26 protein-coding genes are annotated in these 25,933 nt (G+C 38.1%); 22 read left to right on the top strand and 4 right to left on the bottom strand.

The features are described 5' to 3' along the window. Positions 1-21 precede the first annotated feature (21 nt). On the top strand, positions 22-1,203 hold the full coding sequence (locus M3196_RS05315) for an MFS transporter (RefSeq protein WP_251321179.1): 1,182 nt from the start codon (positions 22-24) through the stop codon (positions 1,201-1,203). 51 nt (positions 1,204-1,254) lie between these two features. Here the strand turns inward: M3196_RS05315 and cysK are convergent, their stop codons facing one another. Beyond that, positions 1,255-2,190 (bottom strand): cysteine synthase A, encoded by a 936-nt coding sequence (gene cysK / locus M3196_RS05310; protein ID WP_251321178.1) that lies wholly within the window; start codon positions 2,188-2,190, stop codon positions 1,255-1,257. Positions 2,191-2,305: 115 nt separating this feature from the next. Between cysK and thpR the strand changes: the two genes are divergently transcribed. The 6 genes from thpR (at position 2,306) to M3196_RS05280 (ending at position 8,033) form a co-directional block, all read left to right on the top strand. Continuing rightward, complete coding sequence (thpR, locus tag M3196_RS05305; protein ID WP_251321177.1) at positions 2,306-2,866, top strand: RNA 2',3'-cyclic phosphodiesterase; 561 nt, start codon at positions 2,306-2,308, stop codon at positions 2,864-2,866. A 22-nt stretch (positions 2,867-2,888) separates the two neighbouring features. Then, positions 2,889-3,671 (top strand): hypothetical protein, encoded by a 783-nt coding sequence (locus M3196_RS05300; RefSeq protein WP_251321176.1) that lies wholly within the window; start codon positions 2,889-2,891, stop codon positions 3,669-3,671. 48 nt (positions 3,672-3,719) lie between these two features. Next, positions 3,720-4,643 (top strand): diacylglycerol/lipid kinase family protein, encoded by a 924-nt coding sequence (locus M3196_RS05295; protein WP_251321175.1) that lies wholly within the window; start codon positions 3,720-3,722, stop codon positions 4,641-4,643. 30 nt (positions 4,644-4,673) lie between these two features. Next, positions 4,674-4,874: a hypothetical protein gene (locus M3196_RS05290; RefSeq protein WP_251321174.1), complete on the top strand. Its 201-nt coding sequence runs from the start codon at positions 4,674-4,676 to the stop codon at positions 4,872-4,874. 100 nt (positions 4,875-4,974) lie between these two features. Beyond that, on the top strand, positions 4,975-7,110 hold the full coding sequence (gene pulA / locus M3196_RS05285; RefSeq protein ID WP_251321173.1) for a type I pullulanase: 2,136 nt from the start codon (positions 4,975-4,977) through the stop codon (positions 7,108-7,110). A 140-nt stretch (positions 7,111-7,250) separates the two neighbouring features. After that, on the top strand, positions 7,251-8,033 hold the full coding sequence (locus M3196_RS05280) for a phosphotransferase family protein (RefSeq protein ID WP_251321172.1): 783 nt from the start codon (positions 7,251-7,253) through the stop codon (positions 8,031-8,033). A gap of 44 nt (positions 8,034-8,077) precedes the next feature. Here M3196_RS05280 and M3196_RS05275 read toward each other — a convergent pair whose 3' ends face one another. Next, on the bottom strand, positions 8,078-8,362 hold the full coding sequence (locus M3196_RS05275) for a YtzH-like family protein (protein WP_251321171.1): 285 nt from the start codon (positions 8,360-8,362) through the stop codon (positions 8,078-8,080). 130 nt (positions 8,363-8,492) lie between these two features. Between M3196_RS05275 and trmB the strand changes: the two genes are divergently transcribed. The 3 genes from trmB to M3196_RS05260 all read left to right on the top strand — a co-directional run bounded on the left by trmB (position 8,493) and on the right by M3196_RS05260 (position 10,736). Continuing rightward, positions 8,493-9,134 (top strand): tRNA (guanosine(46)-N7)-methyltransferase TrmB, encoded by a 642-nt coding sequence (gene trmB / locus M3196_RS05270; protein ID WP_251321170.1) that lies wholly within the window; start codon positions 8,493-8,495, stop codon positions 9,132-9,134. A gap of 95 nt (positions 9,135-9,229) precedes the next feature. Beyond that, complete coding sequence (locus M3196_RS05265; RefSeq protein ID WP_251321169.1) at positions 9,230-10,072, top strand: YtnP family quorum-quenching lactonase; 843 nt, start codon at positions 9,230-9,232, stop codon at positions 10,070-10,072. Between the two features lie 127 nt (positions 10,073-10,199). Continuing rightward, positions 10,200-10,736 carry a hypothetical protein gene (locus M3196_RS05260; protein ID WP_251321168.1) on the top strand — a complete coding sequence of 179 codons (537 nt, stop codon included), beginning with the start codon at positions 10,200-10,202 and terminating at the stop codon, positions 10,734-10,736. Between the two features lie 52 nt (positions 10,737-10,788). Here M3196_RS05260 and M3196_RS05255 read toward each other — a convergent pair whose 3' ends face one another. Continuing rightward, positions 10,789-11,097, bottom strand: a complete 309-nt coding sequence (locus M3196_RS05255; RefSeq protein ID WP_251321167.1) for a PepSY domain-containing protein — start codon at positions 11,095-11,097, stop codon at positions 10,789-10,791. Between the two features lie 234 nt (positions 11,098-11,331). Here M3196_RS05255 and queD point away from each other — a divergent pair, with 234 nt between their 5' ends. From queD to mltG, 6 genes are all read left to right on the top strand, one after another. After that, positions 11,332-11,805 carry a 6-carboxytetrahydropterin synthase QueD gene (gene queD, locus M3196_RS05250; RefSeq protein WP_251321166.1) on the top strand — a complete coding sequence of 158 codons (474 nt, stop codon included), beginning with the start codon at positions 11,332-11,334 and terminating at the stop codon, positions 11,803-11,805. Continuing rightward, on the top strand, positions 11,802-12,530 hold the full coding sequence (locus M3196_RS05245; protein WP_251321165.1) for a 7-carboxy-7-deazaguanine synthase QueE: 729 nt from the start codon (positions 11,802-11,804) through the stop codon (positions 12,528-12,530). The genes queD and M3196_RS05245 overlap by 4 nt, the downstream gene beginning before the upstream one ends. Before the next feature lie 2 nt (positions 12,531-12,532). Continuing rightward, positions 12,533-13,204 (top strand): 7-cyano-7-deazaguanine synthase QueC, encoded by a 672-nt coding sequence (queC, locus tag M3196_RS05240; RefSeq protein ID WP_251321164.1) that lies wholly within the window; start codon positions 12,533-12,535, stop codon positions 13,202-13,204. Between the two features lie 87 nt (positions 13,205-13,291). Then, complete coding sequence (locus tag M3196_RS05235) at positions 13,292-14,365, top strand: M42 family metallopeptidase (RefSeq protein WP_251321163.1); 1,074 nt, start codon at positions 13,292-13,294, stop codon at positions 14,363-14,365. Positions 14,366-14,378: 13 nt separating this feature from the next. Then, complete coding sequence (locus tag M3196_RS05230) at positions 14,379-14,897, top strand: DUF84 family protein (protein ID WP_251321162.1); 519 nt, start codon at positions 14,379-14,381, stop codon at positions 14,895-14,897. A gap of 110 nt (positions 14,898-15,007) precedes the next feature. Continuing rightward, positions 15,008-16,033, top strand: coding sequence for an endolytic transglycosylase MltG (mltG, locus tag M3196_RS05225; RefSeq protein WP_251321161.1), 1,026 nt, complete (start codon positions 15,008-15,010; stop codon positions 16,031-16,033). Positions 16,034-16,065: 32 nt separating this feature from the next. Here the strand turns inward: mltG and M3196_RS05220 are convergent, their stop codons facing one another. Further along, entirely contained in the window at positions 16,066-18,258 is a 2,193-nt protein-coding gene (locus M3196_RS05220) for a methyl-accepting chemotaxis protein (RefSeq protein WP_251321160.1), read from the bottom strand. A gap of 173 nt (positions 18,259-18,431) precedes the next feature. Here M3196_RS05220 and M3196_RS05215 point away from each other — a divergent pair, with 173 nt between their 5' ends. The 6 genes from M3196_RS05215 (at position 18,432) to M3196_RS05190 (ending at position 25,697) form a co-directional block, all read left to right on the top strand. After that, a complete protein-coding gene (locus M3196_RS05215) occupies positions 18,432-19,439 on the top strand; it encodes a PTS transporter subunit IIC (protein ID WP_251321159.1) in 1,008 nt (335 codons plus the stop codon). A gap of 13 nt (positions 19,440-19,452) precedes the next feature. After that, positions 19,453-19,779 (top strand): thioredoxin family protein, encoded by a 327-nt coding sequence (locus M3196_RS05210; protein WP_251321158.1) that lies wholly within the window; start codon positions 19,453-19,455, stop codon positions 19,777-19,779. Between the two features lie 68 nt (positions 19,780-19,847). Further along, positions 19,848-20,273, top strand: coding sequence for a preQ(1) synthase (queF, locus tag M3196_RS05205; protein ID WP_251321157.1), 426 nt, complete (start codon positions 19,848-19,850; stop codon positions 20,271-20,273). 58 nt (positions 20,274-20,331) lie between these two features. Further along, positions 20,332-21,144, top strand: a complete 813-nt coding sequence (locus tag M3196_RS05200; RefSeq protein WP_276531241.1) for a DUF1444 family protein — start codon at positions 20,332-20,334, stop codon at positions 21,142-21,144. Between the two features lie 155 nt (positions 21,145-21,299). After that, positions 21,300-23,900 carry a DNA translocase FtsK gene (locus M3196_RS05195; RefSeq protein ID WP_251321156.1) on the top strand — a complete coding sequence of 867 codons (2,601 nt, stop codon included), beginning with the start codon at positions 21,300-21,302 and terminating at the stop codon, positions 23,898-23,900. 699 nt (positions 23,901-24,599) lie between these two features. After that, positions 24,600-25,697, top strand: a complete 1,098-nt coding sequence (locus M3196_RS05190; RefSeq protein ID WP_251321155.1) for a nicotinate phosphoribosyltransferase — start codon at positions 24,600-24,602, stop codon at positions 25,695-25,697. The last annotated feature ends 236 nt before the right edge of the window (positions 25,698-25,933 follow it).

Genomic DNA, 25,933 nt, shown 5'->3' with positions numbered 1-25,933 from the left:
AAAAGAGAAGAGGAATACATCATGAATAAAACGTTTGATCAAACCTCAATGAGTTTAAAAGGCTTTTATTTGCTTTGCTTTTTTAGCTTGGGCAGTTTGTTTCCTTTATTGGGTGTTTATTTTAAAGAAGAGGTTGGGCTAAATGGAACTGAAATAGGAACTTTAATGTCCATAAGTCCTGTTGTTATGATTTTTGCCCAGCCGCTATGGGGGATGATCACGGATTTTTCAAGACGTCCTCGATCCGTATTGGGTTTTTCACTATTGTTAACAGCGGGATTAGGCTACAGCATACTATTGCTTGATTCATATATATGGCTATTGTTTCTGCTCATTTTGTTTTCGTTCATACATAGCGCGCTTGTTCCTGTATCGGATAGTATCCTGCTAAATTATGTCCAAAAAGAGAACAAGCAGTATGGGAATTACAGGCTTTTTGGTGCGGTTGGATTTGCGATTGCCGTTTATATCGCAGGCAAGCTTGCAGAGACATATGGCACTCAGGTTATATTTTATATGTTTTCTTCTGTTCTTATCGTTTGTATTCTTTTCGTCTTTAATATGCCAAAAGAGAATCAAACATTAAAAACGGACTTGAAAAAGGGAATCGATAAACTGATAAAAATGCCTTCATTCATGGTTTTTCTTGTGGCAACTTTTCTTGTTTTCGGACCGATCTTTGCGAATAACTTCTATTTTGGCTTTTACATTCAGGAAACAGGAGGCACTTTAGCTGGAGTTGGATTAGCTTTCTTACTGGCTGCAGGCAGTGAAGCGCCTTTTATGAAGTTTGCAGGTCTGACAATTAAAAGATGGGGCATGATGCCCATTATGATGTTTGCGGCAACCGTTTCTGCTGTACGCTGGACATTTTACTTTTTTGAGCCGACTTTTCCGGTAGTTTTGGCTACAACCATTGTACAAGGCTTTTCAGTAGGTTTGTTTATTCCAGCTGCTATGGATTATGTCAGGGTGTATACACCAAGTGAAGTAAGAGCTACTGCAGTCTCATTATATACCGCTGTCGGAAACGGGCTTGGTTCTTGGTTTTGCACTTTTGTTGGCGGAGTCATTTTTGATAAATTCACGATCTTTTATACCTATCTTTTCTTTGGTGTTCTTTCATTTGGAGGTCTCATCATGGTTATTATCCTATCGAAAATGAGAATAAAAGAACAGATTCTTGTACATAGATCAATATAAAGAAAGGCATCCTGGATGAATGTTCCGGGATGCCTTTACATGTATATCCTGTTATGAATTAAATTGAAATAAGTCGCTTGATAGATAGCGTTCGCCTGAATCACAAGTCATGCAGATGACAACTTCACCTTTTTTTCGTTTTTCTGCAATTCTTAATGCAGCATAAACAGCAGCACCAGATGAAGGTCCAACAAGAATGCCCTCTTCTGAAGCAAGACGCCGTGTAATGGAATAAGCATCTTCGTCATTTACTTGAACGATTTCATCATATACATTTTGGTTGAGAATAGATGGTATGAAGCCTGGACTCGTTCCTACGAGCTTATGTTTTCCCGGTTTGCCCCCTGAAAGAACAGGGGATCCCTTTGGTTCAACAACATGAACAGTCAGCTCAGGGAACATGGACTTAAGCGTTTCTCCTGTACCTGTTATTGTTCCGCCGGTTCCTGCAGGAGCAATGAATGCACGAAATGGCTTGTCAATTTCTTTGATCGCTTCCTTTATTTCAATCGCCGTACTATGACGGTGAGCATCCGGATTAGAAGGATTTTCGAACTGCATAGGCATATAGCTGTTCGGAATTTCTTCAGCAAGTTCTCGTGCCTTTTTAATGGCTCCGGGCATTTTCTCATCACCTGGGGTCAGTACAACTTTTGCTCCATAGGCTTTTAGTAAGTTAATTCTTTCTTCGGTCATTGTATCTGGCATTACAATTATAGATTTATAGCCTCTTGCTGCAGCATTCATCGCCAGGCCAATACCTGTGTTTCCAGAAGTTGGTTCAATGATCGTAGATCCTTCTTTTAAATCACCTTTCTTCTCAGCTTCAATGATCATATTATAGGCAGCACGGTCTTTCAGGCTGCGGCTAGGATTATAATATTCAAGCTTAACGTAAACATCCGCTCCATCTGGATGAGGCAAACGGTTTAATTTAACAAGGGGTGTATCACCAATTAGTTCCGCGATGTTTGTAACAACTCTCATATTCAGCACTCCTTTTTATTCCTTTCGTTAGTATAACAAATAATCCTTTAGGTAAAAAAGCAGATAGAAGGATTCTAGTTTCTGATAAAATAAATAATAGAAAGCGGTGGATTTTATGGAAAGGCACTTTTTTGTTGCCTTGCAGCTTCCGGCTGAAGTTAAACGCAAACTTAATCAATTATGCCATGAAATTAAGAAGAATCATTCGTTTAAAACATGGGTTCATCCTGAAGATTATCATATTACACTTGCTTTTTTAGGGAAAGCATCACGTATCCAAATTGAAAATCTAACTTCTTCATTACGAGAAACAGTGGCTGAACATGATATTTTTACTTTGGTTATTAACCGTTTGGGATTTTTCGGGAACAAAGAGCAGCCTAGAATTTTTTGGGCTGGTGTTGAAGAACAAGATAAATTATATTATCTGCAAAAACTAGTGGCAAACGCCTGTGCAGAGGCTGATTTCAAATTAGAAAAAAGGCCTTATGCTCCTCACATTACACTTGCCAGAAAATATATTGGATCTGATGCAGTTCCTGTTGATTCAGCAGGATGGTGGCAAACATATGGGGAAGAAGTTGAATTTCAGGCAGAAAATATTGTTCTTTATGAAACTCATTTTGAAATGCAGCCTAAATATCAAATTGTTAAGTCCTTTCCATTAAAAAAATAATCGTAAAAGGAGGGGAGAAAAGATGGCACAGCTTGTTAAAATACAAGATTACGTCTCACGCTATGAAAAAAATCTCTATCATTATCAGTCTCTTTTCATGAGAATAAAAGAGAACCGCTGGAAATCATTTTTACAAACTAATGAAGAGGATGATAAGAAAAATTTACAGAAAGATTTTCGAAAAAAGCTTTTTCAAAATCAAATAAACTGGGCCACTTCTACCGTAAAGGAAGTTTCAAATCTTGACCCTAAGTACTGGAGAGATCAGCAGCTCCAGTTTTTGACTCAAGAAGTCCCTGATAATTACTTTTTATTTTATGAACCAGTGCTGCAGGTGAAAAGTGCTCCGATTGAACTGGATATTATATTAGTCGGACCGGCATCTATATCTCTGATTGTTTGGGTAAGCGGTGAAGGAATCTGGCAGGAAACTGAAAACAAACGTTTTTGGAAAAATGTCAGTCAAGACCATAAGGAAACAAGACTGAGTCCTGTTGTCCATCTTGAAAGAATGATCAGCATTATTAAGGGCTGGGCAGATCCTTATAAACAGCAGCTTACGATACAACAAACGATAGTTGCACCTCATGCATTCATTGACCTGTCAGACGACTGGAGAAAAATAAACTATATTGACAAACGGAATTTTAAACAATGGCATGCGCAGCTCGTTCACGAACCCGCTCCTGTAAAGAGCCAGCAATTAAAATTTGTAAGAGACATCTTAAGTATGGGAGTCACTAATTCACTCTATAGAAAAGATCCTTTAACAAACGAGTCTGAATTAAGTTTTGAAGGAATTTGATACATATTGTCGAATTGAATGTAAAACAGATAATCGAGGACTCATTTGATGAAAAGATACTTCTTTATTATTAATTCGAATAATACAAAAGCAGTGAAAACCTTCAATCGTTTAAAAAAAGAATTGGATAAGGAAAAAATTTCTTATCGGACATTTTATACCGAACATAAGGGTCACGCTGTAGAAATAGCTAAGAAAATTATTTATATAAACAAAGATTCAATTAAGGCAATAATTGCAGTAGGCGGAGATGGAACGATCCATGAAGTTTATAACGGGATAAAAGATCACCCTGACATTCCACTAGGATTTATTTCTGGGGGTTCAGGAAACGACATTGTACGTGTACTTGCCAAGCAAATAAAAAGTGTGAAAAGCCAGATTGCTTACCTAAGAAGGAACCGTCTTATTAAAACCGATAGCGGTATGCTGCATCTATTGGGAAGAAGCATGAAAGACCAAGTCTTTTTAAGTGCGGTCGGAATTGGTTTAGATGGAGAAGTAGCTAGATATACGAACGAAGCTAGCTATAAAAAATACCTTCATAAACTCAGATTAGGAACTTTTGCATATGTCATAACTCTTTTCAAAGTGTTGAGATCCTATAAGCCTGTTTCTATACATATTGAAATAGACGGGAGATCACATTCTTTTGACACCGTTTGGCTTGTAGCAATCGGGAACATGCCCTATTATGGAGGGGGTATGAAAATATGTCCTGAGGCACAATACAATGATGGTATACTGGACGTTTGTATCGTACATAACCTTACATTAACAAAACTTCTTATGCTTTTTATTTCCGTCTTTTGGGGCGGGCACGTTAAGGTAAAAGGAGTTACACAATTTAGAGGGAGAAATATTTCAGTAAATACGGATAGACCCGTCGCGATACATGCTGACGGTGAATATAAAGGAACAACACCTGTATCAATTGAAATAAACAAATTATCGGTGCCTATCAAAGTTTAAAAATTAAAGAATGCATGCGTGGTGAAGAAAATGAAATGGACTGATTTTTTTAATATTGCTCTCTTTTCAATCCTTTGGGTTGCGCTGATTCAAAAAAAACCAGGAATTAAAGATTGGCTGTTAGGGGTAACTAACGATAATCTGATATGGGGAATTATTGTCCCGATCATACTTTATGCCTCAATGGTCATTACTGGTCGATTTCTTAAAAATAAATACTTGAATGCTTAATGAGAGTGGGGCATCCCTCTCTCTTTTTACATATAAACGAATAACAAATTGAATTTAAGTTCAATATGATGTAATAGCTGATTATAGGGGTGTGAGATGATTGAAACACTTTGGTGCTGAAGCATATATAGATGATTTTTCATTAATTACAATTGTAGCAAAAAAGTCTTTTTCAATCGTACCGTCATTTGTTTTATATAAAGCTGACGGCACTAAATACCCATTAACGATCAAAAGCCAAGAAAATTACAACCAGCAATATATTTATAAGTGCAAATCACCCGTCCCTTTTGATCTATGGAAGGAATATTGGGTTGCGATAAGCGGATACAGAATACCGCTTAAAATTGGAAGTGTTGTTAGAACCGAACAATTTGATTGTCTTTTCTTTGATGACGGTATGTTAGGTTCGCAGTATACACACGAATATACGGTATTTAGAGTTTGGTCTCCTGTCGCTTTTGAAATGCGGCTAAGATATAAAACACATGGTTCAGAAACTTTTTTTGAGGAAAAAATGCAAAGAACAGAAAAAGGAATTTGGCATTTCACATTAAAAGGAAATCATCATCTGACAGAATACACCTACATGGCCAAGGTAAATCACAAATGGATTGAGGCTACAGATCCATATGCCCGAACTGTCACCATTAATGGTGAAAAATCAGTAGTTATTGATTTATTAAAAACAGATCCTAATGACTGGAGCCGTTCAGAAAAGAAAATGAATCTCCGATCTAAAACAGACAGTTCAATCTATGAACTTCATATCAGGGATTTTACAATTCACGCTGAAAGCGGAATAAAACATAAAGGTAAATATGTTGGGTTAACGGAAAAAAACACGAAAACCCCTGCTGGAAATCCATCTGGTTTAGACTATTTACAAAGTTTAGGAATCACACATGTACAGCTAATGCCAGTTGCTGATTTTGGCAGTGTAGACGAAAGAAATGCAGCTAATCAATATAATTGGGGATACGATCCTGTCCACTTTTTTGCTCCTGAAGGATCTTATGCAACAGATCCTAATGATCCGGTTTGCCGGGTAAAAGAGCTGAAACACTTGATTAGAACCCTTCAAAAAAACGGACTTTCTGTTATCTTGGATGTGGTATTTAATCATGTATATAAATTAGAAGAATCATCGTTTGAAAAACTTGTTCCAGGTTATTATTTTCGCTATGATGATGGCGGAAATCCTGTGAACGGAACAGGTGTAGGAAATGATACGGCATCAGAGAGAAAAATGGTAAGAAAGTTTATAATCGATGCTCTTATATATTGGCTGAATGAATACAAGGTGGACGGTTTCCGCTTTGATTTAATGGGAATACATGATGTAGAAACGATGAACATTGCAGCAAAGAAGCTAAAATCATTAAATCCCGGAATATTTTTGCTTGGAGAAGGGTGGGATTTAAATACGAATCTCGATCCTGAAAAAAAAGCAAGCTTGGCTTCAGCTAAAAAACTTCAAGATTATTCATTTTTTAATGATTCATTTCGTGACACTGTAAAGGGAAGTATTTTTCCCGGAGGCAGAAGCGGTTTTATTAATGGAAATCAGGAGTTTTCAGTAAAAACCAACATTTTTAAATGTATGAATGGGTATACGGGTAGTAATCAAACATTCTCAACCGCAGCGCAAAGCATTAATTATACAGAATGTCATGATAATCATACTTTATACGACCTCCTTTCAATTAGGCATCCTTATGAAGATAATGTTCAAAGAAAGAAGCGTCAGCAGCTTGCTTTAGCTTTTACTCTATTTTCACGGGGAGTTCCATTTATTCATTCAGGTCAAGAGTTCTACCGAACAAAACACGGTAATGAAAACAGTTATAATCTGCCCGACAAAATAAATGCGATCAATTGGATAGATTATGATAACTGTCAGCATGATGTCCAGTACTTTAGGGAACTTTTAAAAATTCGAAATGAGCAGCCTGTTTTTCGTGATGAAAATGTTGAACTGTTTTGGAAAGATGAGCTCCCAGATGGTTTCTTCGGAGTTGAAATAAATCTATCTATGACCGATAAAAAAAGAAAGACTTCATATTGGGAAAAAGTCTTGCTGATTTTTAATCAAACTTTGAATTCTGCTCATATACCGCTTATGGGGAATCGGTGGAATATCGCTGTTGAAAACGAAACATGCACCGACATTAAAATAAATACTGATACTTATCAACTTAGTCCATTATCTTTTTCGATGTTATATATGAATTGAATCATATAGTCGGCAATATACAAGTGCTTTTATTGAGGTTTTGTGTTAAAATAATGACTTCGCAGTATTTTATTTGATACGGAATTTGCTGAATGAACATAAATGAAAAACGGATCTAAACAGACAAGAAGGTGAACATTTTGGAACAGATTTTGGGAGATGACTGGCAGGTTTCCCCTGCTGGCGGAGCAACAGGAGAAGCATATATAGCTGAATATGGGAACCAAAAACTGTTCTTAAAGCGTAATTCTTCTCCGTTTTTAGCCGTTCTTTCAGCAGAAGGTATTGTACCAAAACTGTTATGGACAAAAAGACTAGGCAACGGTGACGTTATTACCGCACAACAATGGCTTAATGGACGGGAATTAAAAGCTGCGGATATGAAAGGTAAAAACGTTGCGGAACTTTTAGCAAAAATTCATCAGTCACAAGAGCTGCTTGGAATGATGAACAGACTCGAAAAAAAGAAACTCACACCTGTTGATATGCTAAGAGACATCCAAAAACAGATGCGTAAAGAAAAAGATTATCTAGAAATCATCAATGATTCATTTGCTTACCTTATGGAAACAGCTTCAGAAGTAGAAGTCGAAAATTTGGTTGTATGCCATTGTGATGTAAATCATAATAATTGGCTGCTAAGTGAAGCAAACGAGCTATATCTCATTGATTGGGATGGAGCGATGATCGCAGATCCTGCATTGGATTTAGGAATGCTTCTTTACAGTTATATACCTTATGAAAAATGGGAAGATTGGCTAGATATTTATGGACAGAAACTGGATGATGATCTGGAGCGAAGAATGCATTGGTATGTTCTTGCACAAACGATCAGTTCTTTTTTCTGGTACAAAGAAAAAGGGCAGTTCAAGGAAACTGCCCAGTTTGCGGAGAGTATAAAAGAGTTAGCAGGAACCATCTGACAAAAAAATTGTAAATTTGACACTATTTCCTAGGGAATAGTGTATTAATATGGATGGTGTGTCTGAATCGTATTAATCCATGATTCCAAGTATGGAAGATGGTTAGTTATATGTTCTTCCAAATGCTGATGTGAAAAGCCTGCATGACTGTATTCATTAATATTTGTTAGTATATTTCTTACTTCTTCATGAATTTCATCATTTTCAATTAAATGTGCAGCCAAGCGTTCAATTTGTGCACATTCCGCAGGTGAACCAGCACAATCCGTGTAATGGTCTTGAAGAAGGTCTCTAATAATATGCAATTGATCATTTTGGTTTAATGGCATATACTGCACATCCTTTCATTGCATAGGTTATGGAGTTAAGAAAAAAATATCCTTGAAAAACAGAATGCGTTTTGTATTTTCTGAAATTCACATCTAGAAAAAAACAGATTGTAAGGCGGGAGAAAACGTTATGCGTCAACGGTTTAAGTCTTGGGCTAAAGGAAAATTAATGGAGAATCCTGAAGTGGTATCGGTAAATCCTGAATCGATGAAAGGGAAATGGAATTCTTTCTTTGGAAATGATCATCCGATTCATATAGAAGTAGGCACTGGAAAGGGACAATTTATAAAAGGTATGGGCAAACAGAACCCATCGATAAATTATTTAGGGATGGAGCTCTACGACAGCATTATTATTACTGCTTTAGACCGGATACTAGAAGACGGTACAGCCAATGTAAAATTAATACGGGCTGATGCAACTCATCTATTGGATTATTTTGAACCTGGAGAAATTAGTCGCGTCTATCTGAATTTTTCCGACCCTTGGCCAAAGAAAAAACACGCAAAAAGAAGACTCACTCATGAAAGTTTTTTGATGCGGTATGAAACCATACTAAAAAAACAAGGTGAAATTCACTTTAAAACAGATAACCAAGGTTTATTTGAATATTCACTTCATAGCATGTCTAAATATGGCATGATTTTTCAAGACGTTAGCCTTGATCTTCATAACAGCGGAATGGAAGATAACGTAATGACAGAATATGAAGAAAAATTCTCTGAAAAAGGTTTTCGTATATATCGAATGGAAGCGCAGTTCCGCGCTTAACCAACCCGGATCCTTAATCCGGGTTTTTTCTTTTATTCCGAACCAGTTTGTTATGATACACTTGTTAAAGAAAAGTGAGGAAAGGAGTAATAGAAATGGATCATTGGAAAATTGGAGAGATAACATTGACTTGGCTTGATGGCGGTGTAACACATATGGATGGCGGAGCAATGTTTGGGGTTGTGCCAAAACCATTATGGGAAAAAAAATATCCGGTTAATGAAAGAAACCAAATTGAATTAAGAACAGAACCCATTCTTATTAAAGGTTTTGAGGGTAAGAATATCTTAATTGAGTCAGGGATAGGCGCAGGTAAATTATCAGATAAACAGCGCAGAAATTATGGTGTATCTGAAGAATCATCAATTATAAAGAGCCTTGAAAAAGAGGGACTTACAACAAGTGATATAGATATCATTCTGATGACACATATGCATTTTGATCATGCATGCGGATTATCTGAGTGGAAAGATGAAAAATTGGTGCCTGTTTTCGAAAACGCTGTCATCTATACATCTGAAATAGAATGGTCAGAACTTAAAAACCCAAATATCCGCTCTCAAAATACATATTGGCGTGAGAATTGGGAACCGATTGAACATCAAGTAAAAACGTTTAAGGATGAGATCGAACCATTATCAGGGATTAAAATGATACATACTGGGGGCCATAGTGACGGGCATTCAATCGTGGAAATACATATTAGTGCTGAAGAAAAAATATATCATCTAGGTGATATTATGCCGACACATGCTCATAACAACCCATTATGGGTTTTAGCTTATGATGATTATCCTATGACATCTATTTTTGAAAAACAAAAATGGATCAAACCAGACACATGGTTTTTCTTTTACCATGATTGTATTTACCGTGCTGTTAAATGGGATAAAAACGGGCAGTTATTGGAAAGAATACCGCGTTCTCCAAAAATGTGAAAAAAAGTCATACAATTTCCATTTACAAGTGAATGTCGAAATCAATAGGATATGTTAAAATATGAAAGGTATGAAATTATATTCTTTATTCGCAATTCAAGAGGTGAATTGAAAGGGGATTAGAAAAATGAAAAAACAGTTAGTTGCCATTTTTACCGTTTTAGCACTGTTTTTATCAATGGGTTCTTTTGTATCTGCAGACCAAGCGACAGATGAAATGAAAAAAACTATTGAAAAAGGAATTAAAAGTGAACACAAAGACTATAAAAAAGGTTCTTTAACTTTGTCGGATGTTCAGTCTTTTCCTAATGAAGACCCAGAATTGGAAGCTTCTGAAGTTACTGTAGCAATTGCTAACTATGATACTGTAAGAGATAATATCTTCTATTTTGATCATACAGAAGTTGTTTATTATGATGCAGACAAGAATGAATTAATAGCTGAAGGTGCAGTTGCAAAAGCTAATGACAAAATTAAAGAATACAAAAAAACACATGAGTCTGATCTTGGAACTCATATGGATGTAATTGTCGTTACGGCATTATTGTTCATCTTAATTATTGTACCTTTATTCATCCTTACAGTTTGGGAAAAACGTCAATACCTTACTACAAAATTCAAGATTGAAAACAATCTATACAACCAAACAAAGCTTTACCGTTAATAGATAAAGCCCCTTTTGGCAAATGTGCCAGAGAGGGGCTTTGTTTTATTTTTTATTTTTCAATAAGCTGTAACAGTGTTCCTGTCTTTGCATCAATTAAAAATTCATAATGTATAGGTGCATTCCCGTAACTTGAGTGAGAGAAGCCTCCTTTGTATACGGTATATGGAAGGCCGAATACGTTCGTATCTTCCCGATTTACTAAAATCCATGAACCTGAAATGTTATAATTTTGATTTGCTTTTTCTTTTAACATCTTTAATGCTTTTTCAGGTGACAGCCATTCTGTTTGTTTTTTAGTAATTGCATATCCTGCTACTGCACCAGCCAATCCGGCTATGACCAGGTTTCTCCATTTCATTTGATATTTACCCACCTTATGTAAAATTTCTTTTCTTCTATTTTTAGTATAACAAAGAAAAGCCTTCTTTTTCTTCTCTGTTTTTGTTAAGATACTCATGATACAGATGGAGGGTTCGAGATTCCCACCCCTCATAAAACAAAACTAGGGAGCGTGAAGAATGATTTTTCAACACTCTCTGCTTGGGCAGAGATTTTTTTATTTTCGTGCTCTCCATTGAAAGGATGAACTGGAATGACTTATAAAATTCCAAAAGATGTTCAAATATTAGACCGTGATATTAAGCGTGAGCAATTAAAATATCATAATAAACGCGTGGCGGTCTGCAAAGAATTTACGTTTGATGCAGCACACCATTTGCACTGTTATGAAGGTAAGTGCAAAAACCTCCATGGACACACCTACAAACTGGTGATTACAATGAGCGGTTTTGTAAATGAAATTGGGTTAGCCGTTGATTTTGGAGAAATTAAAGAAATATTTAAAAAAACGATTGATGCAAAACTTGATCATAGATATTTAAACGAAGTTCTCCCCCCTATGAATACTACAGCTGAAAATATGGTTGTGTGGATGTGGGAACAAATTGAAAGCGAGCTTAATGAAAGAGGCTTGTCAGCACAGGGCCACAGGCTTGAAGAATTAAAGCTGTATGAAACACCCACAAGCTTCGCTATTATGAAAAGAGAATGGATGGTGGGAGAATGAATTCGTTTAACCTGCCATCTAAAGACATCTGGAGACATTGGAAGCTTCCGATGGTTGAAATCTTCGAAACTGTAGAGGGTGAAGGACTTCAAGCAGGATATCCAACTGTTTTTGTAAGAGTCTTTCACTGTAATCTGCGTTGTACGTGGTGTGACACGACTTATAGTTATGCACCTGCGAAGCCGGAGTTTGAAGCAACGATTGATGAAATAATCTCAACCATTAGATCTTTCCGTTCCTCCCGTATTTGTTTTACGGGAGGTGAGCCGCTCATCCATCGTGAAAAATCAGCTGCTCTGCTTATGGCAATGGCAGATCTGGATCATATTGTTGATATTCATATCGAAACAAATGGCGCCATTGACTTAGTTCCATTTGAAAATCTGCGTAATTCTCACCCTGAACTGCAAAGAAAAATGAGGTTTGTCATGGATTACAAACTTCCCGCCTCTGGTGAAATGGACAAAATGAACCTTGGTAATTTTAAAGAGCTTCAAAATCAAGATGAAATAAAATTTGTGATCGGCTCTGAAGATGATTTTGAAATTACAAAACAAGTAGTCGGTGAGCATTACCGGAATGGACAAATATGTGTCAGTCCGGTATGGGAAAGTATGCCGCCAAGAAAACTGGTGGAACTTTTATTAGAAAATCCTCTGCCAAATGCAAAGTTGAGCCTTCAGCTGCATAAAGTAATCTGGCACCCGGATGAGAGAGGTGTTTAATTATGAATAAAAAAGCAGTCATAGTCTTAAGCGGCGGTCTTGATAGCACGACATGCATGGGTATTGCAAAATCAGAAGGGTATGACCTTTTTCCGATAACCTTCCATTATGGCCAGCGTCATAATCGCGAAGTACAGCAGGCAATTGAAGTAGCAAGGCATTATGAAGTTGCAGACCATAGAATTGTGGATCTTACTTTCTTGAAGGATATTGGCGGAAGTGCTTTAACTGATGAGACTGTTGATGTTCCAACTGAAGCAGAAGAAGGCATTCCAGTTACTTATGTTCCTGCAAGAAATATGATTTTCCTAGCTCTTGCAAGTGCGTATGCAGAAGTTATAGGCGCAACGGCGGTTTATACAGGTGTTTCTGCAGTAGATTACAGCGGTTATCCGGATTGTCGCCCTGAGTTTATCCATAGCATGGAAGAGACGATTAACCTGGCAACGAAAGCAGGTGTTACCGGGCAGAATATACAAGTGAAGACGCCTTTAATTAATCTCTCAAAAAAGGAAACGATTGAAGCGGGATTATTGCTTAACGTACCTTATGAATTAACAACTTCCTGCTATAACGGTAAAGAAACAGCTTGCGGTCAATGTGACAGCTGTCAGCTCCGTTTAAAAGGTTTTAAAGAAGCCGGTTCTGCTGACCCGATTGCATACGAAAACTAGACAATATTCATAAACCTAGAAAACCCCTTCTGATAAAGTGTACAATAAACGTGTACATAGGATTATTCAGAAGGGGTTGTTTTTATAATGAATAAGGAAACACTCGCGTTATTTAAAACATTAACTGAGATGCCGGCTGCACCAGGATTTGAGAGGGATATTCGAAAGTTTGTCCGTCAAGAGATCGAACCGGTTTCGGATGAAATTATCCAAGATGGGCTTGGGAGTATTTTCGGTGTGAAGAAAGGAAAAGGCGGACCGAAAATCATGGTGGCCGGTCATATGGACGAAGTTGGATTTATGGTAACAAAAATAACGAAGAATGGAATGCTTAAATTTCAGGAACTTGGAGGCTGGTGGAGCCAAGTATTATTAGCACAGCGTGTCAATATATACACAGATAAAGGTGATGTGATCACAGGAATTATTGGCTCAACACCTCCGCACCTTCTTTCTGAGGATCAGCGAAACAGACCGATGGGTATTAAGAATATGTATATCGATATCGGTGCAGATGACGAAATAGATGCTTATAACATGGGAGTAAGGCCAGGACAGCAAATTGTACCGATCTGTCCTTTTACCCCAATGGCAAATCCAAAGAAAATCATGGCAAAAGCATGGGATAACCGGTATGGTGTAGGGCTTGCCATTGAATTGTTAAAAGAACTTAAAGACGAAACCCTTCCTAACGAATTATACAGTGGTGCTACAGTACAGGAGGAAGTAGGACTTAGAGGATCAAAGACCGCAGCAAACTTGATTCAGCCTGATTTATTTTTTGCGTTAGATGCAAGTCCCGCCAATGATATGATGGGCGATAAAAGTGAATTTGGCCAGCTTGGAAGAGGGGCTTTATTAAGAATTTTAGATCGAACAATGGTTACACACAGAGGGATGAAAGAATTTATTCTAGATACGGCAGAAACAAACAATATTCCTTATCAATACTTTATCTCCCAAGGAGGAACAGATGCAGGCAGTGTTCATGTCTCAGGAAGCGGTGTACCGTCTGCAGTGATTGGTGTTTGCTCCCGGTACATCCATACACATGCATCTATTATTCATATTGATGACTATGCAGCGGCTAAAGAACTGCTTATTAAATTAATTAAAACTGCCGACGCGTCTACGCTTAAGACAATTTTAGAAAATAGTTAAGGATGATTGTAATATGAAAATCGGAATAGGATCTTCTAATCCAGCAAAAATAAAAGCTGCCGATCCGTTCTTAAACTATTATGAGAACACAGAGCTTGCTGTTATTTCCTCTGATTCACTCGTTTCTGCACAGCCTTTTTCGGATGAAGAGACAAAGACAGGTGCAATAAACCGTGCAAAAGATTGTTTAAGGCAAGGTGCAGTAATCGGTCTTGGTTTTGAAGGTGGAGTAATGGAAATGAAAGATGGCATGTATTTAAGTAATTGGGGAGCGGTTGCGGACAAAAATGGAAATGTACTGACTGCTGCTGGTGCCCGAATTTTGCTCCCATTACCAATCGTTGAAGGCTTAAGGCAGGGTAAAGAACTTGGCCAATTGATGGGCGAATGGACAAATGATCCAGAAATCAGGAAGAAGGATGGGGCGATCGGTGTTTTTACTTCTGGATTCCTCTCAAGAAGTGAGATGTTCTTGCATATTTCCACGATCCTGCTTGGTCAGTATATTTATATAAGAAGCAATCATCATTAAAGAAAAGTGTCTCATTTCGAGGCACTTGTTTTTTTTCCGGCAACCCTTAGTTGAATGATTTAAAGTGTTTAGGGCAGATTAGATACAAAAAATGTAAGGCGGATCTCTCTGTGAACACATCTTTCAAGAGGATATTAATTCTTGTTCTAATCATCATTGCTGCTTTATTAGTTTGGATATCATATGAGACTATGCCAGTAGAAGGTAAGGCGGAAAAACCATTTATCGTGAAAGAAAAAAGTGATTTCCGAAAGCTGTCCGAAAACCTGGAGAGAGAAGGGTTTATTAAAAACAGCTTCCTATTTTCCTTATACGGAACGATTTATGGTAAAAAGGACAAAATTGTTTCAGGAGAACATACATTAAAACAGGGTTCTGACTATAAAGAATTATTATCAGACCTTTCTACACTAGATAAAGAAACAGAAGCATTAGAGATTATTATTCCTGAAGGGATTACCGTAATAGAGATTGCTGACAGGTTAAGTGAAAAAGGGATCACGGGAAGAAAAGCATTTTTAGAAAAAGCAAAAACATGGAATACCTTAAGAAAAGATCAGCGTGAAGAATTAGAGTTAGAGGATGAAAAATTTAAAAAGGGTACAAAATATGCTATGGAAGGATTATTGTTTCCGGATACTTATTTTTTTGAAAAAAAACTAGATGCTTCAGAGGTTATCCGGCAAATGACTGACCGTTTTATTGATAAGACAGCTTCTATAAAGATCAAAACTGGCCAATCGCCATATGAATGGATCACTCTCGCTTCCATTATTGAAAAAGAAGCTTTATTGAATAAAGAAAAACCAGTGATTGCAGGAGTATTTATAAACAGGATCCAAGATGGAAAAAAGCTTCAATCCTGTTCAACGGTACAATATTTATTGGACAAGCCAAAAGCAACACTACGGAGAAAAGACTTAAAGATAAAGAGCCCTTATAATACGTATATTAATGACGGGCTTCCTCCAGCTCCGATTGCAAGCCCTGATCTTCATTCTTTAAAGGCTGCTGCGAACCCTGAGAAACATGACTATTATTATTTTGTAGCCAAACAAGATGGAACATGGAGCCATTATTTTTCAAAAACGTACAAAGAACATAGGAAATATACAAATTTAAGCGGAAATTATTAAAGGGTGTCTTCTTTAGGACACCCTTTTACGATTTATTTTTGTTTTTCTTCAGTTAGCTCTGCATCATATGAATGTTCATGATCAGCTTTTTTATCGTTTTCTTGCTCCTCTTCTATCGGGGAATCTGCTTCAACATGATCTTTTAGCCGCATTTCTTCGAATGTTTCTTCTGTTGCTTCATCTTCAATAAACTCAACTTCATTTTCTTCGTCTATCGCTGCTGCAGCCTCTTGAAATTCTTCGATGAATACCACATCTGGACTAACAGCTGCATATTCACCTAAGCGGAACTGGTCTACTTCCTGCTGTAGGGTTAATGCGATTTCCTGCAGGTCAGTTGCCGCAAGGTTTACTTGATGGATCGCTTCTTTCTGATGGATACTTGAAGCGCTGACTTGTTCACTTGTTGCAACAGATTCTTCTGAAATCGCACTTACTTCAAATAATTTTTCAGATAAGTTTTCATTTGCAGATTCAACACGTTCAATCGCGCCTTTTACTTGTGTAATTCTGCCGTTGATCTTTGAAACATTGTGGATGATGCTGGTAAAGGCTTGTTCTGTCTGTTTAACTGATACTTGCTGGTCATTTCTGTATTGTTCAAAACGAACGGTTTCTTTTGCTAACAATTCCATTTGGCTCGTCATTGATTTTACAAGCTGCTGAATCCGTAAAGCTTCGTTTTTAGAACGTTCGGCAAGCTTTCTGACTTCACTTGCTACCACTGAAAAACCTCTGCCTGCTTCACCGGCTCTTGCTGATTCAATCGCAGCATTCAATGCAAGAAGATCTGTACTGCCAGCTATCTCTTGGATGGTTTCAACGATGGAGTTAATTTGTTTAGACTGCTGACTCGCATGCTGAATCTCAGATATTAAGCTTTGAGCCAATTGTAAAAATTGCTCTGAATGCGTATTTAGACGCTGGACAGTTTCTGAACCTGCTTTACCTTCATTTTCGGTTTTCTGTGCATCACGTGAAATTTCATCGCTGATCATCGCAGTTTCTTTAATAGATTCGGTAACCCCAGATAATAGAACGGTACATTCATGAAGGTGATTTGCCTGACTTTGAGCCCCAGTTGCTACTTGAGAAATGGCTTCTGTTACTTCATCGCTTTGTGCAGTCGTTTCTTCAGATACTGCCGCCAGGTTTTGTGAAGAGCTGGTTAATTTCTCAGCTGCATTTTTTACTTCGTTCATAGACTTTTGCATTTTTTCAGCCATGGCATTAAAAGTAAGTGCCAATTCGGCCATTTCATCTCTTGATTTCGTTTGCACTCGGTACGAAAGGTCTCCTTCTCCAATAATGGTAGCTCCTTCTTTAAGTACAGAAATTGAGGATTGGATAGACCGCAAAAGCCAAACCCCTATAACACCTAATATTCCTAGGATAATGACACTCAGTGTAATTAAACAAATGGTAAGCCAGGATTTGACGGTTTTCTGTTTTTCTGATAATGCAGTGCTGTTATTTTGCAAAGTTTTTTCGGCATCTAAAGTAGATTGGTCGACTACACCTGCTATTTTTTCAAATGTATGGATGTCATCTTCAATTCTCTTTGTAATCGTCTGTATAGAGTCGGCAGAATTTGTATATTTTAATAACTTGGATTTAAAGCTTGATAACTGGTCTGCAGGAAGGTTTTTTGTATCCAGCATCCGGTCAAAAGAAGCTGCACTTGCTTTGAAATTTTCAACGGATGTGCTGTCATATTTAATATGAACATCTTTTTCATACGTTTGCATTTGCAGTAAATTTACTAATAATGCCTGATCATTCATGCCTTTTACTGTTTGGGCAAATTCATCAGAAGTCTCTGCCATCATTTGTTTTAAAGAATTAAGCTGTGCGGTGAGTCCGGTAGCAGATTCGAATGATTTCTGATAAGCAGCTAAATCTTGCTCAATTCCTTTTATGGACTTATTGTTCGTTTCTTTAGCAAGTTTGCTAGTTTCATTTTGCAGTGTTTTTAAATAGGTTAGAACATTTTGCTTTGAGTCAGCACTTGGCGTACGTAAATATTCTTGTTCCAGCTTACGTACTTCATTAAAAGAACTTCGAATATTGTTGCTTGAGAAAAAGGCGTGCTGCACTTCTTCTTTTTCCTCTTCCATCTGTGTATTCTGCCATAAAAATACTCCTATAAATGCAAGTAATACAACCATTCCGGCTAAACTGATAAGAAGCATCAGCTGAACTCTTTTTCGTATCGTCATGTTCATATGTAATTCCCCCCAAAAATTTTATCGGCAATATTTAAGAATTTTTAAGTGAGGAGACATTAAATGCAGGATAAGGAGACACGATAGAATTGACATGTGTCTTTACACATGAAGAAAAGAAGTTATAATGTGGTAGGGACTGATTTAACAACTAGATTAAAGGAGTAACATTCATGAGGGATTTTTTACATAAAAAAGGAGTAACATTATCACCTAAAGTTTATTTTATAACCGGTTTTCAATATTTTGCTCTAGGTCTGATGGCTTCTCTTATCGTTGGACTGATTTTTAAAACAGTAGGCGAACAGTTGTCTATTCCGTTTTTTGTGAAGATGGGTCAATTATCTATGACATTAATGGGTCCGGTTATTGGTACAGCTGTTGCTTATGGCCTAAAGGCACCCCCTCTTGTCATATTTTCTGCAGGAATAGCAGGAGCAGCAGGTGCTGAGCTTGGGAGTGTAGCAGGCTGTTATGTTGCTGCTTTGATTGCTGTAGAATTAGGTAAACTCGTATCGGGTGAAACCAAGTTTGATATTTTGGTCACTCCTGCTGTAACGATTTTATCCGGCTATACAGTTGCTGCTTTTGTAGGACCGGGAATCGACCAATTCATGAAAGCATTTGGACAGCTGGTTATGTGGTCTACTGAACAACGGCCATTGGTAATGGGAATGCTTGTTGCCTTTTTATTAGGCCTTGCTTTAACCGGACCAATTTCTTCTGCAGCAATTGCCATGATGCTAGGACTTGAAGGTATTGCAGCTGGTGCGGCAACAATCGGCTGTGCTGCGCAAATGATTGGCTTTGCAACTAGCAGTTTTAGGGAAAATGGTTTTGGAGGATGGCTAACACAGGGGATTGGTACATCTAAACTTCAGTTTCCAAATGTCGTTAAGAACCCCTATATCTTAATTCCGCCAACAGTTGCAGGAATCATGTTAGCTCCTATTGGAACGCTGTATTTCAAAATGGAAAACATTCCAGCTGGGGCTGGGATGGGGACAAGCGGTCTTGTTGGTCAAATTATGACACTCAGGACAATGGGCTTTACCTTTGAAACGTTTCTTGCTATATTTATTTTGCATTTTGCCGGCCCTATTTTGATCAGTCTGCTTTTATCTGAGTGGCTAAGAAAATCAGGTCATATTAAATTCGGCGATATGAAGCTGAATCAATAAGGAGTTGCTAATCATGGAACACATTAATTCTATAGAACAATTTCGTGAAACGATAAAATCTGGAATAACTGTTGCTGTATTTTCTGCTGACTGGTGTCCGGATTGTGTTGTCATCAAACCAATACTACCTGAGATTGAAGAGGAATACGCACAATTTAACTTTGTATTTGTAGACCGTGATGAACTAATCGAGCTGTGCCAGGAGCTGGACATCTTTGGGATTCCTAGCTTTGTTGTTTTTAAGGACGGGCAGGAGATCGATCGTTATGTGAATAAAGAAAGAAAAACAAAGGAGCAGATTACTGCATTTTTAGAAGGGCTAAATCTCATAAACAAATAGGTTAACCCTTTGTGTTATAATACCTGTATAATGATTTATCTTTTTAAATTGAAGGGAAGTATTATAGAATGGCAAAAGTTGAAGTTAACCACAGCAAATACGAAGGTATTCGTTTTGATATCCAAGATGAGAACGTAATTTTAGTAGATATCTTAGAAACGATTCCTTTTGAATATCCAGAAAAAGAAACGATGGTAACAATTCCGACAACAGAATTCACATCTGTATGTCCATGGTCTGGTCTGCCGGATTTTGCGGATATTATTATCAGCTATATTCCGAACAAAGACTTAGTTGAGATGAAATCTCTGAAATATTACTTAACATCCTACAGGAACGTAGGCATCTATCAAGAGCATGCAACAAATCGCATTAAAGAGGACTTAGTAAAACTTTTAAACCCTAAATACTTAAAAGTTACAGGCAACTGGAATGCTCGCGGCGGACTAGGAACAGAAGTAGTAGTAGAATATAAAGAAGATAGCAGCAACTAAAAATGAAAACCTCCATTAGGAGGTTTTTCACGTTATTAACGAAAGGGGGCAGTCGATTTTGAGCAATACAATTAAATTAAAAAAAGCATTAGAACAAACACTTACCCATACCGAACGTGAAATCACTTACCAGAGAGAAGAAGAAACGTTAAGGGTAACAGATACAAAAACTGGTAAAGGGGTAACACTTTCATTAGGCGGACTAAGTGCAAGATGGGAAAAAGAAAAAGACAAGCTATTGGAAGAGCTTGTTTATTATGTGGAAGAGGGACTTAAAGCAGCACGTATTTCTTACGATGATGAATCACTTTCCCGTATCTTCCCTGTAATCCGGTCTGCTTCTTTCCCTGAAAAAACCCCTGAAGGTGAGAAGCTCTTTTTTCAGGAACATACAGCAGAAACAAGAATATATTATGCTTTAGACCTAGGCAAAACTTATAAACTTTTGACGAATCATAAGATGAAGGACTTAAAAGTAGAGGAGTCTCAGGTTGTTGATGCAGCAAGATTCAATGTAAAACGATTGTCTACAGACTATAAACAGGATCAGGTGGCCGGAAATACTTTTTTCTTTCTAAATCACAATGATGGATATGATGCTAGCAGGATTCTTAATATAAGTTTCTTAGAAGAAATGAAAAAACAAGTTTCCGGTGAAATGGCTGTGGCTGTACCTCATTCAGATGTATTAATCGTAGCTGATATAAAGAACAAGCAAGGTTATGACATTTTGGCACAAATGGCGATGCAATTTTTTATGAATGGCCGCGTACCAGTAACCGCTTTACCATTTATTTATGAAGATAAAGAACTTGAACCTGTCTTTATTTTAGCGAAAAATAAACCGGTAGAAGATGAAACAAACGAGTAAAGCAAGCAATTTGCTAAATAAAAGCCGCTAGAACATTCTAGTGGTTTTTATTCTTCTTTTTAGGTGTTGAATATGCTCCCATAAAATATTTAGACTATTGTTTCTCTTCTATTTTCGCTACAATAAAGAAACAACCAACAGAAATAGGTGAGAAAATGAGTTGGATAAAAAAATTAATGAATACGTTTTTTGATGATGATAATGAGGATGACTCCTTTTATGATGAACAAAAAGAAGAGCGGCCTGTAAAAAAGCAGCCGGCTGCAGAAAAGACAACACAAGTTCCAAAAACAGGGCGTACACCAGTTTTTAAAAACAATACTAGGCGGCCTGTTATGCAAAACAATCAGCATTCGGCAAAAATGCTGCATAAGTATCCAGAGAATGGTCCTTTCCGTTTTCCTGTAATACCTGATGAAAAAATGACCCATCAAGCTCCTATACAAAAAAGTACATATCAGCCAAGAGAAAAGAGCTACGAAAGAGAGCCGGTCAGAAAAGAAGAAAGACCAGCAAGAAAGGACAGCAGAAGGTCTACATCAGTGCCTTCCGGTCAAAGCAGGCAAGAACCAAAAAGGCCTGCATTTAAAGCGACTCATGTTCCGTCCCCGGTATATGGATATGAGAAGCAAGACAAAAAATCGCATAAGCCATCAGAATCAACGGATCAAGCTCCTGAAGTGAAATCAAGGTTCACTCCAACAGATGTGCCATCTCCTGTTTATGGCTATGGAAAGCGGAAACCTGAAGGAATATTATTTATCGGCCGAGATATTCCGCCAAAAAATTCAGTTGCTGAAGAGCTTTTAAAATCAGTGGATGAAGTACGTCCCAATGTACCAGATGAATTTATTCCAATTTCTGAAGAGAGACAGGAAAGTCCTGTTTTAGATCAGGACCATGAACTGGACTTTGTGGACCGTACACCGGATCCAGAAATAACACATGATACCGAGCCTGTAATTCAATATGAAAAAAAGGAAACTGAAATTGAAACAGAACCCGTTCTAGAGGATCCAACGCTCATTCAGGCAGAAGAGCCGGTCAGCAGGATAGAAGAGGCATCGTCGGAAGAAGAAAGACCTTATTTTGAAGAAGCTCCTTCGACAGAACCTGTCGAACAGCAAAGTGCTGAACAAAAAGAAGCTGTACCTGCAATAAAACGCGAAACGCCAAGAAGCGGCGGTCAGTATGTTCCTTTTAATGTGCTCATGCTTAAAAAGGACAGACAAATCAGCAATACACAGCCGCAGCCTAGAAAAGAACAAGCGAATGCGAGAACGCAGCCAGCACCATTTAATCCGAGACCAGATAAACCTATACATGATAAACAGCAGCTTTTTGTACCGTTGTCTTTCTTAAATAAAGCAGCCATTTCGCTCGAAGACGATGATATTTGGTTAAACGAACAAAAACAAACACTGCAATCAACCCTAGATAATTTTAATGTTAATGCCAAAGTTGTTCACATGACAAAAGGTCCTGCTGTAACGAGATTTGAAGTCCAGCCGGCACCAGGAGTTAAAGTGAACAAGATTACGAATCTAACAGATGATATAAAACTTAGTCTGGCTGCAAGGGATATTCGTATAGAAGCGCCCATTCCAGGGAAAAACGCAATCGGTATCGAAGTGCCGAATCAGCATAGCCGTGCTGTGTTTTTACGTGAAATTATTGAACATGATGTGTTCAGAGAATCCGCTTCATCTTTAACGGTCGCTTTAGGTCTCGATATTTCAGGTGCACCAGTTGTGACAGATCTGCAGAAAATGCCGCATGGCTTGATTGCAGGTGCAACGGGTTCAGGAAAAAGCGTATGCATTAACTCCATCTTAGTTAGTCTGTTATATAAAGCGAAACCGGAAGAAGTAAGGCTCTTGCTGGTTGACCCTAAAATGGTCGAACTGGCACCTTACAACCACATTCCACATCTAGTAACACCTGTAATAACAGATGCCAAAGAAGCAACTGCAGCATTGAAATGGGCAGTTGAAGAAATGGAAAGACGATACGAAGTGTTCGCCAAAACCGGTGTAAGAGAGATTAAACGCTATAACGAAAAGATGGAGCAGGAAAGACTTTATCAAAACAAAATGCCTTATATTGTAGTCGTAATCGACGAGCTTGCTGATCTGATGATGGTATCTCCTCAAGAAGTTGAAGAGGCTATTTGCAGAATTGCACAAAAGGCAAGAGCTTGCGGCATTCATTTGCTTCTGGCTACACAGCGTCCATCCGTTGATGTCATTACGGGATTGATCAAAGCGAATGTACCGAGCAGAACAGCTTTTGCAGTATCATCAGCTATTGATTCACGTACCATTTTGGATATGAGCGGTGCAGAACGTCTGTTAGGCCGCGGGGACATGCTCTTTATGGAAAATGGATCAAATAAAGCTGTCAGAATTCAAGGAACTTTCGTATCAGATGAAGAGATCGAAGAAGTTACCCGTTATGTAAAAGAGGAATATAAGACAGATTATCTATTTACGAGGGAAGAGCTGATTCAGCATCAGCAGACTACTGACGTTGAGGATGAGCTGTTTGAGGAAGCCTGTTATTATGTGATTGAAGTAGGCGCAGCATCTTCGTCCAGTCTACAGCGCAGGTTTAGAATCGGCTATAACCGGGCAGCTAGACTTGTAGATATGATGGAGAGTTTCGGATTAGTATCTGAAGCGATGGGAAGCAAACCGAGACACGTGCTTCTCACTCAAGAAGAATTAGAGAATCGTTTATACAGTCAAGTTGATTAAAGTAGGCTGATATTGCTAACTTTGTTGTTCTTGAAAGTCGTTGATTTCCGCTCCAGGATGCTTGCTTTCCGCGAGGGGTAAGGTGAGCCGCGGTGAAAGATATATGTAGTGCTGCTCCTGCGTCTATAGGAAAATTCTACCGAAGCGGGCTTCCTCGTCGCATGCCTTGCGAGAAGTATTCTCAGGTGGCTGGCACGCTAATCCCGCTGGAGTTTCGCACCTTCCGCTCCAATCAACCCGTCAACGAGGTGTTTTCGTAAAAAGATTCAAAGAAACAATCTTTTAGAAAGGCTGTTTTCGTATTCATTGTTGTTTTTTGAAAGTAGTTGATCTCCGTTTCAGGATGCTCGCTTTCCGCGGGCGTGCGGTGAGCCCCCTAGGCTAATCAAGCCTGCCGGGGTCTCACCTGTCTCGCTGATCCCGCAGGAGTCTCGCACCTTACACTCCAATCAACATGCCGCTGGAGGCATATCACAAAAATCCCCCCAGAAGCAACAATCTTTTAGAAAAGAGTCTTAAAGATAGATTAAACTGGTGGACAATCCGCCAGTTTTTCTATTTCCCGTTGAATGATCTGCATCCAATGAAGAACCTCATCATAAAGGATTTTCTTGAGTTCTTGGGACTTGTCGGCTATTATAGTGTGGGGAATAGTTCCCTTCTGTTTTTAACCATGAAAAAGTCATGAGGAGTAAATAGATGAAAGAAATAGAATTAAAGCTGCAGGGAAAAATTAAGCGGCTGACGAATAAAACATTTAAATTTGATGAACGGATCAGAGAGGGATGGTTCTCTGCTGTATATTTTCTAAAAACATGTGAAATTGTAGAATCGTTTAAACCTGATAACATGGTAACCATGCAATTTTTCCAAAAAAGCGAGGCTGTATTATGCGGTTCAGATGAGGCAATCGCTCTTATAAAGACGTTTGCTAAAGATCCTGACTCCTTAGAAATTTATTCGCTGAAAGATGGAGATAAAATTTCTCCATTTGAAACAGTGCTCACAATAAAAGGACCATATCAGAATTTTGGCTTTCTCGAAGGGATGATTGATGGAATCCTAGCCAGAAGAACGTCGGTAGCTACGAATGTTTATAATGTAGTTAAAGCTGCGAGCAAATCCGGTATCCAAAAGCCTGTGATTTTTATGGGTGACAGAGACGATCACTTTGCCCAGCAGGCTGGTGATGGATATGCATCCTATATAGGGGGCTCAACTGCACAAGCTACACATGCTATGAACGAATGGTGGGGCAAAAAAGGAATGGGTACCATGCCTCATGCTCTTATACAAATTTTTAATGGCGATATTGTTGAAGCTACTAAAGCATACCATGCAAAATATCCGGAAGATGATCTTATCTCACTTGTCGATTACAACAACGATGTGATTACAGATGCTCTAAAGGTAGCGAGAGAGTTTGGGGAAACGCTAAAAGGGGTAAGGGTTGATACTTCCCGTACGATGGTCGATCAATACTTTTTTAGAAACCCAGACGTGCTTGGTTCTTTTGATCCAAGAGGCGTTAACCCTGAGTTGATCTTTGCACTTCGCAAAGCACTAGATGAAGAAGGCTTTCAGCATGTAAAAATTGTTGTAAGCGGCGGATTTAAAAAAGAAAGAATAGAACAATTTGAAGAGCAGAAGGTTCCTGTAGATATCTATGGCGTCGGCAGCAATCTATTAAAGATTAATATCGGATTCACAGGCGACAACGTTCTGATGAATGATACCCATCAAGCAAAAGCAGGAAGAATTTATCGTCATAATCCAAGACTTGAGCTTGTAGAATAGTGTTTGGATTCTTTTATTCATTTTTCTGGAGAAGTTGCACAAAATAGGAAGGTATTCTTTCATATCGGACTATTAGAATCTTATCATTTGTCTATCATGGTGATGAGACTTCATTTTTGCTATAATGGTTCAAGTATTTGAATCAGCCTGTATTCTGTAATATATAACCATTAAAGCAATCAGGCATATAATAATACAAATAGGCCTTTTAGAAGGTGTTCTTTTTGTGGAGGGCT

Origin of the sequence: Fictibacillus nanhaiensis (genome assembly GCF_023715445.1) — a bacterium.
Lineage (GTDB): Bacteria > Bacillota > Bacilli > Bacillales > Fictibacillaceae > Fictibacillus > Fictibacillus nanhaiensis_D.
The sequence above is the reverse complement of the archived record's forward strand: the minus strand, read 5'-3'. Positions and strand labels throughout refer to the sequence as shown.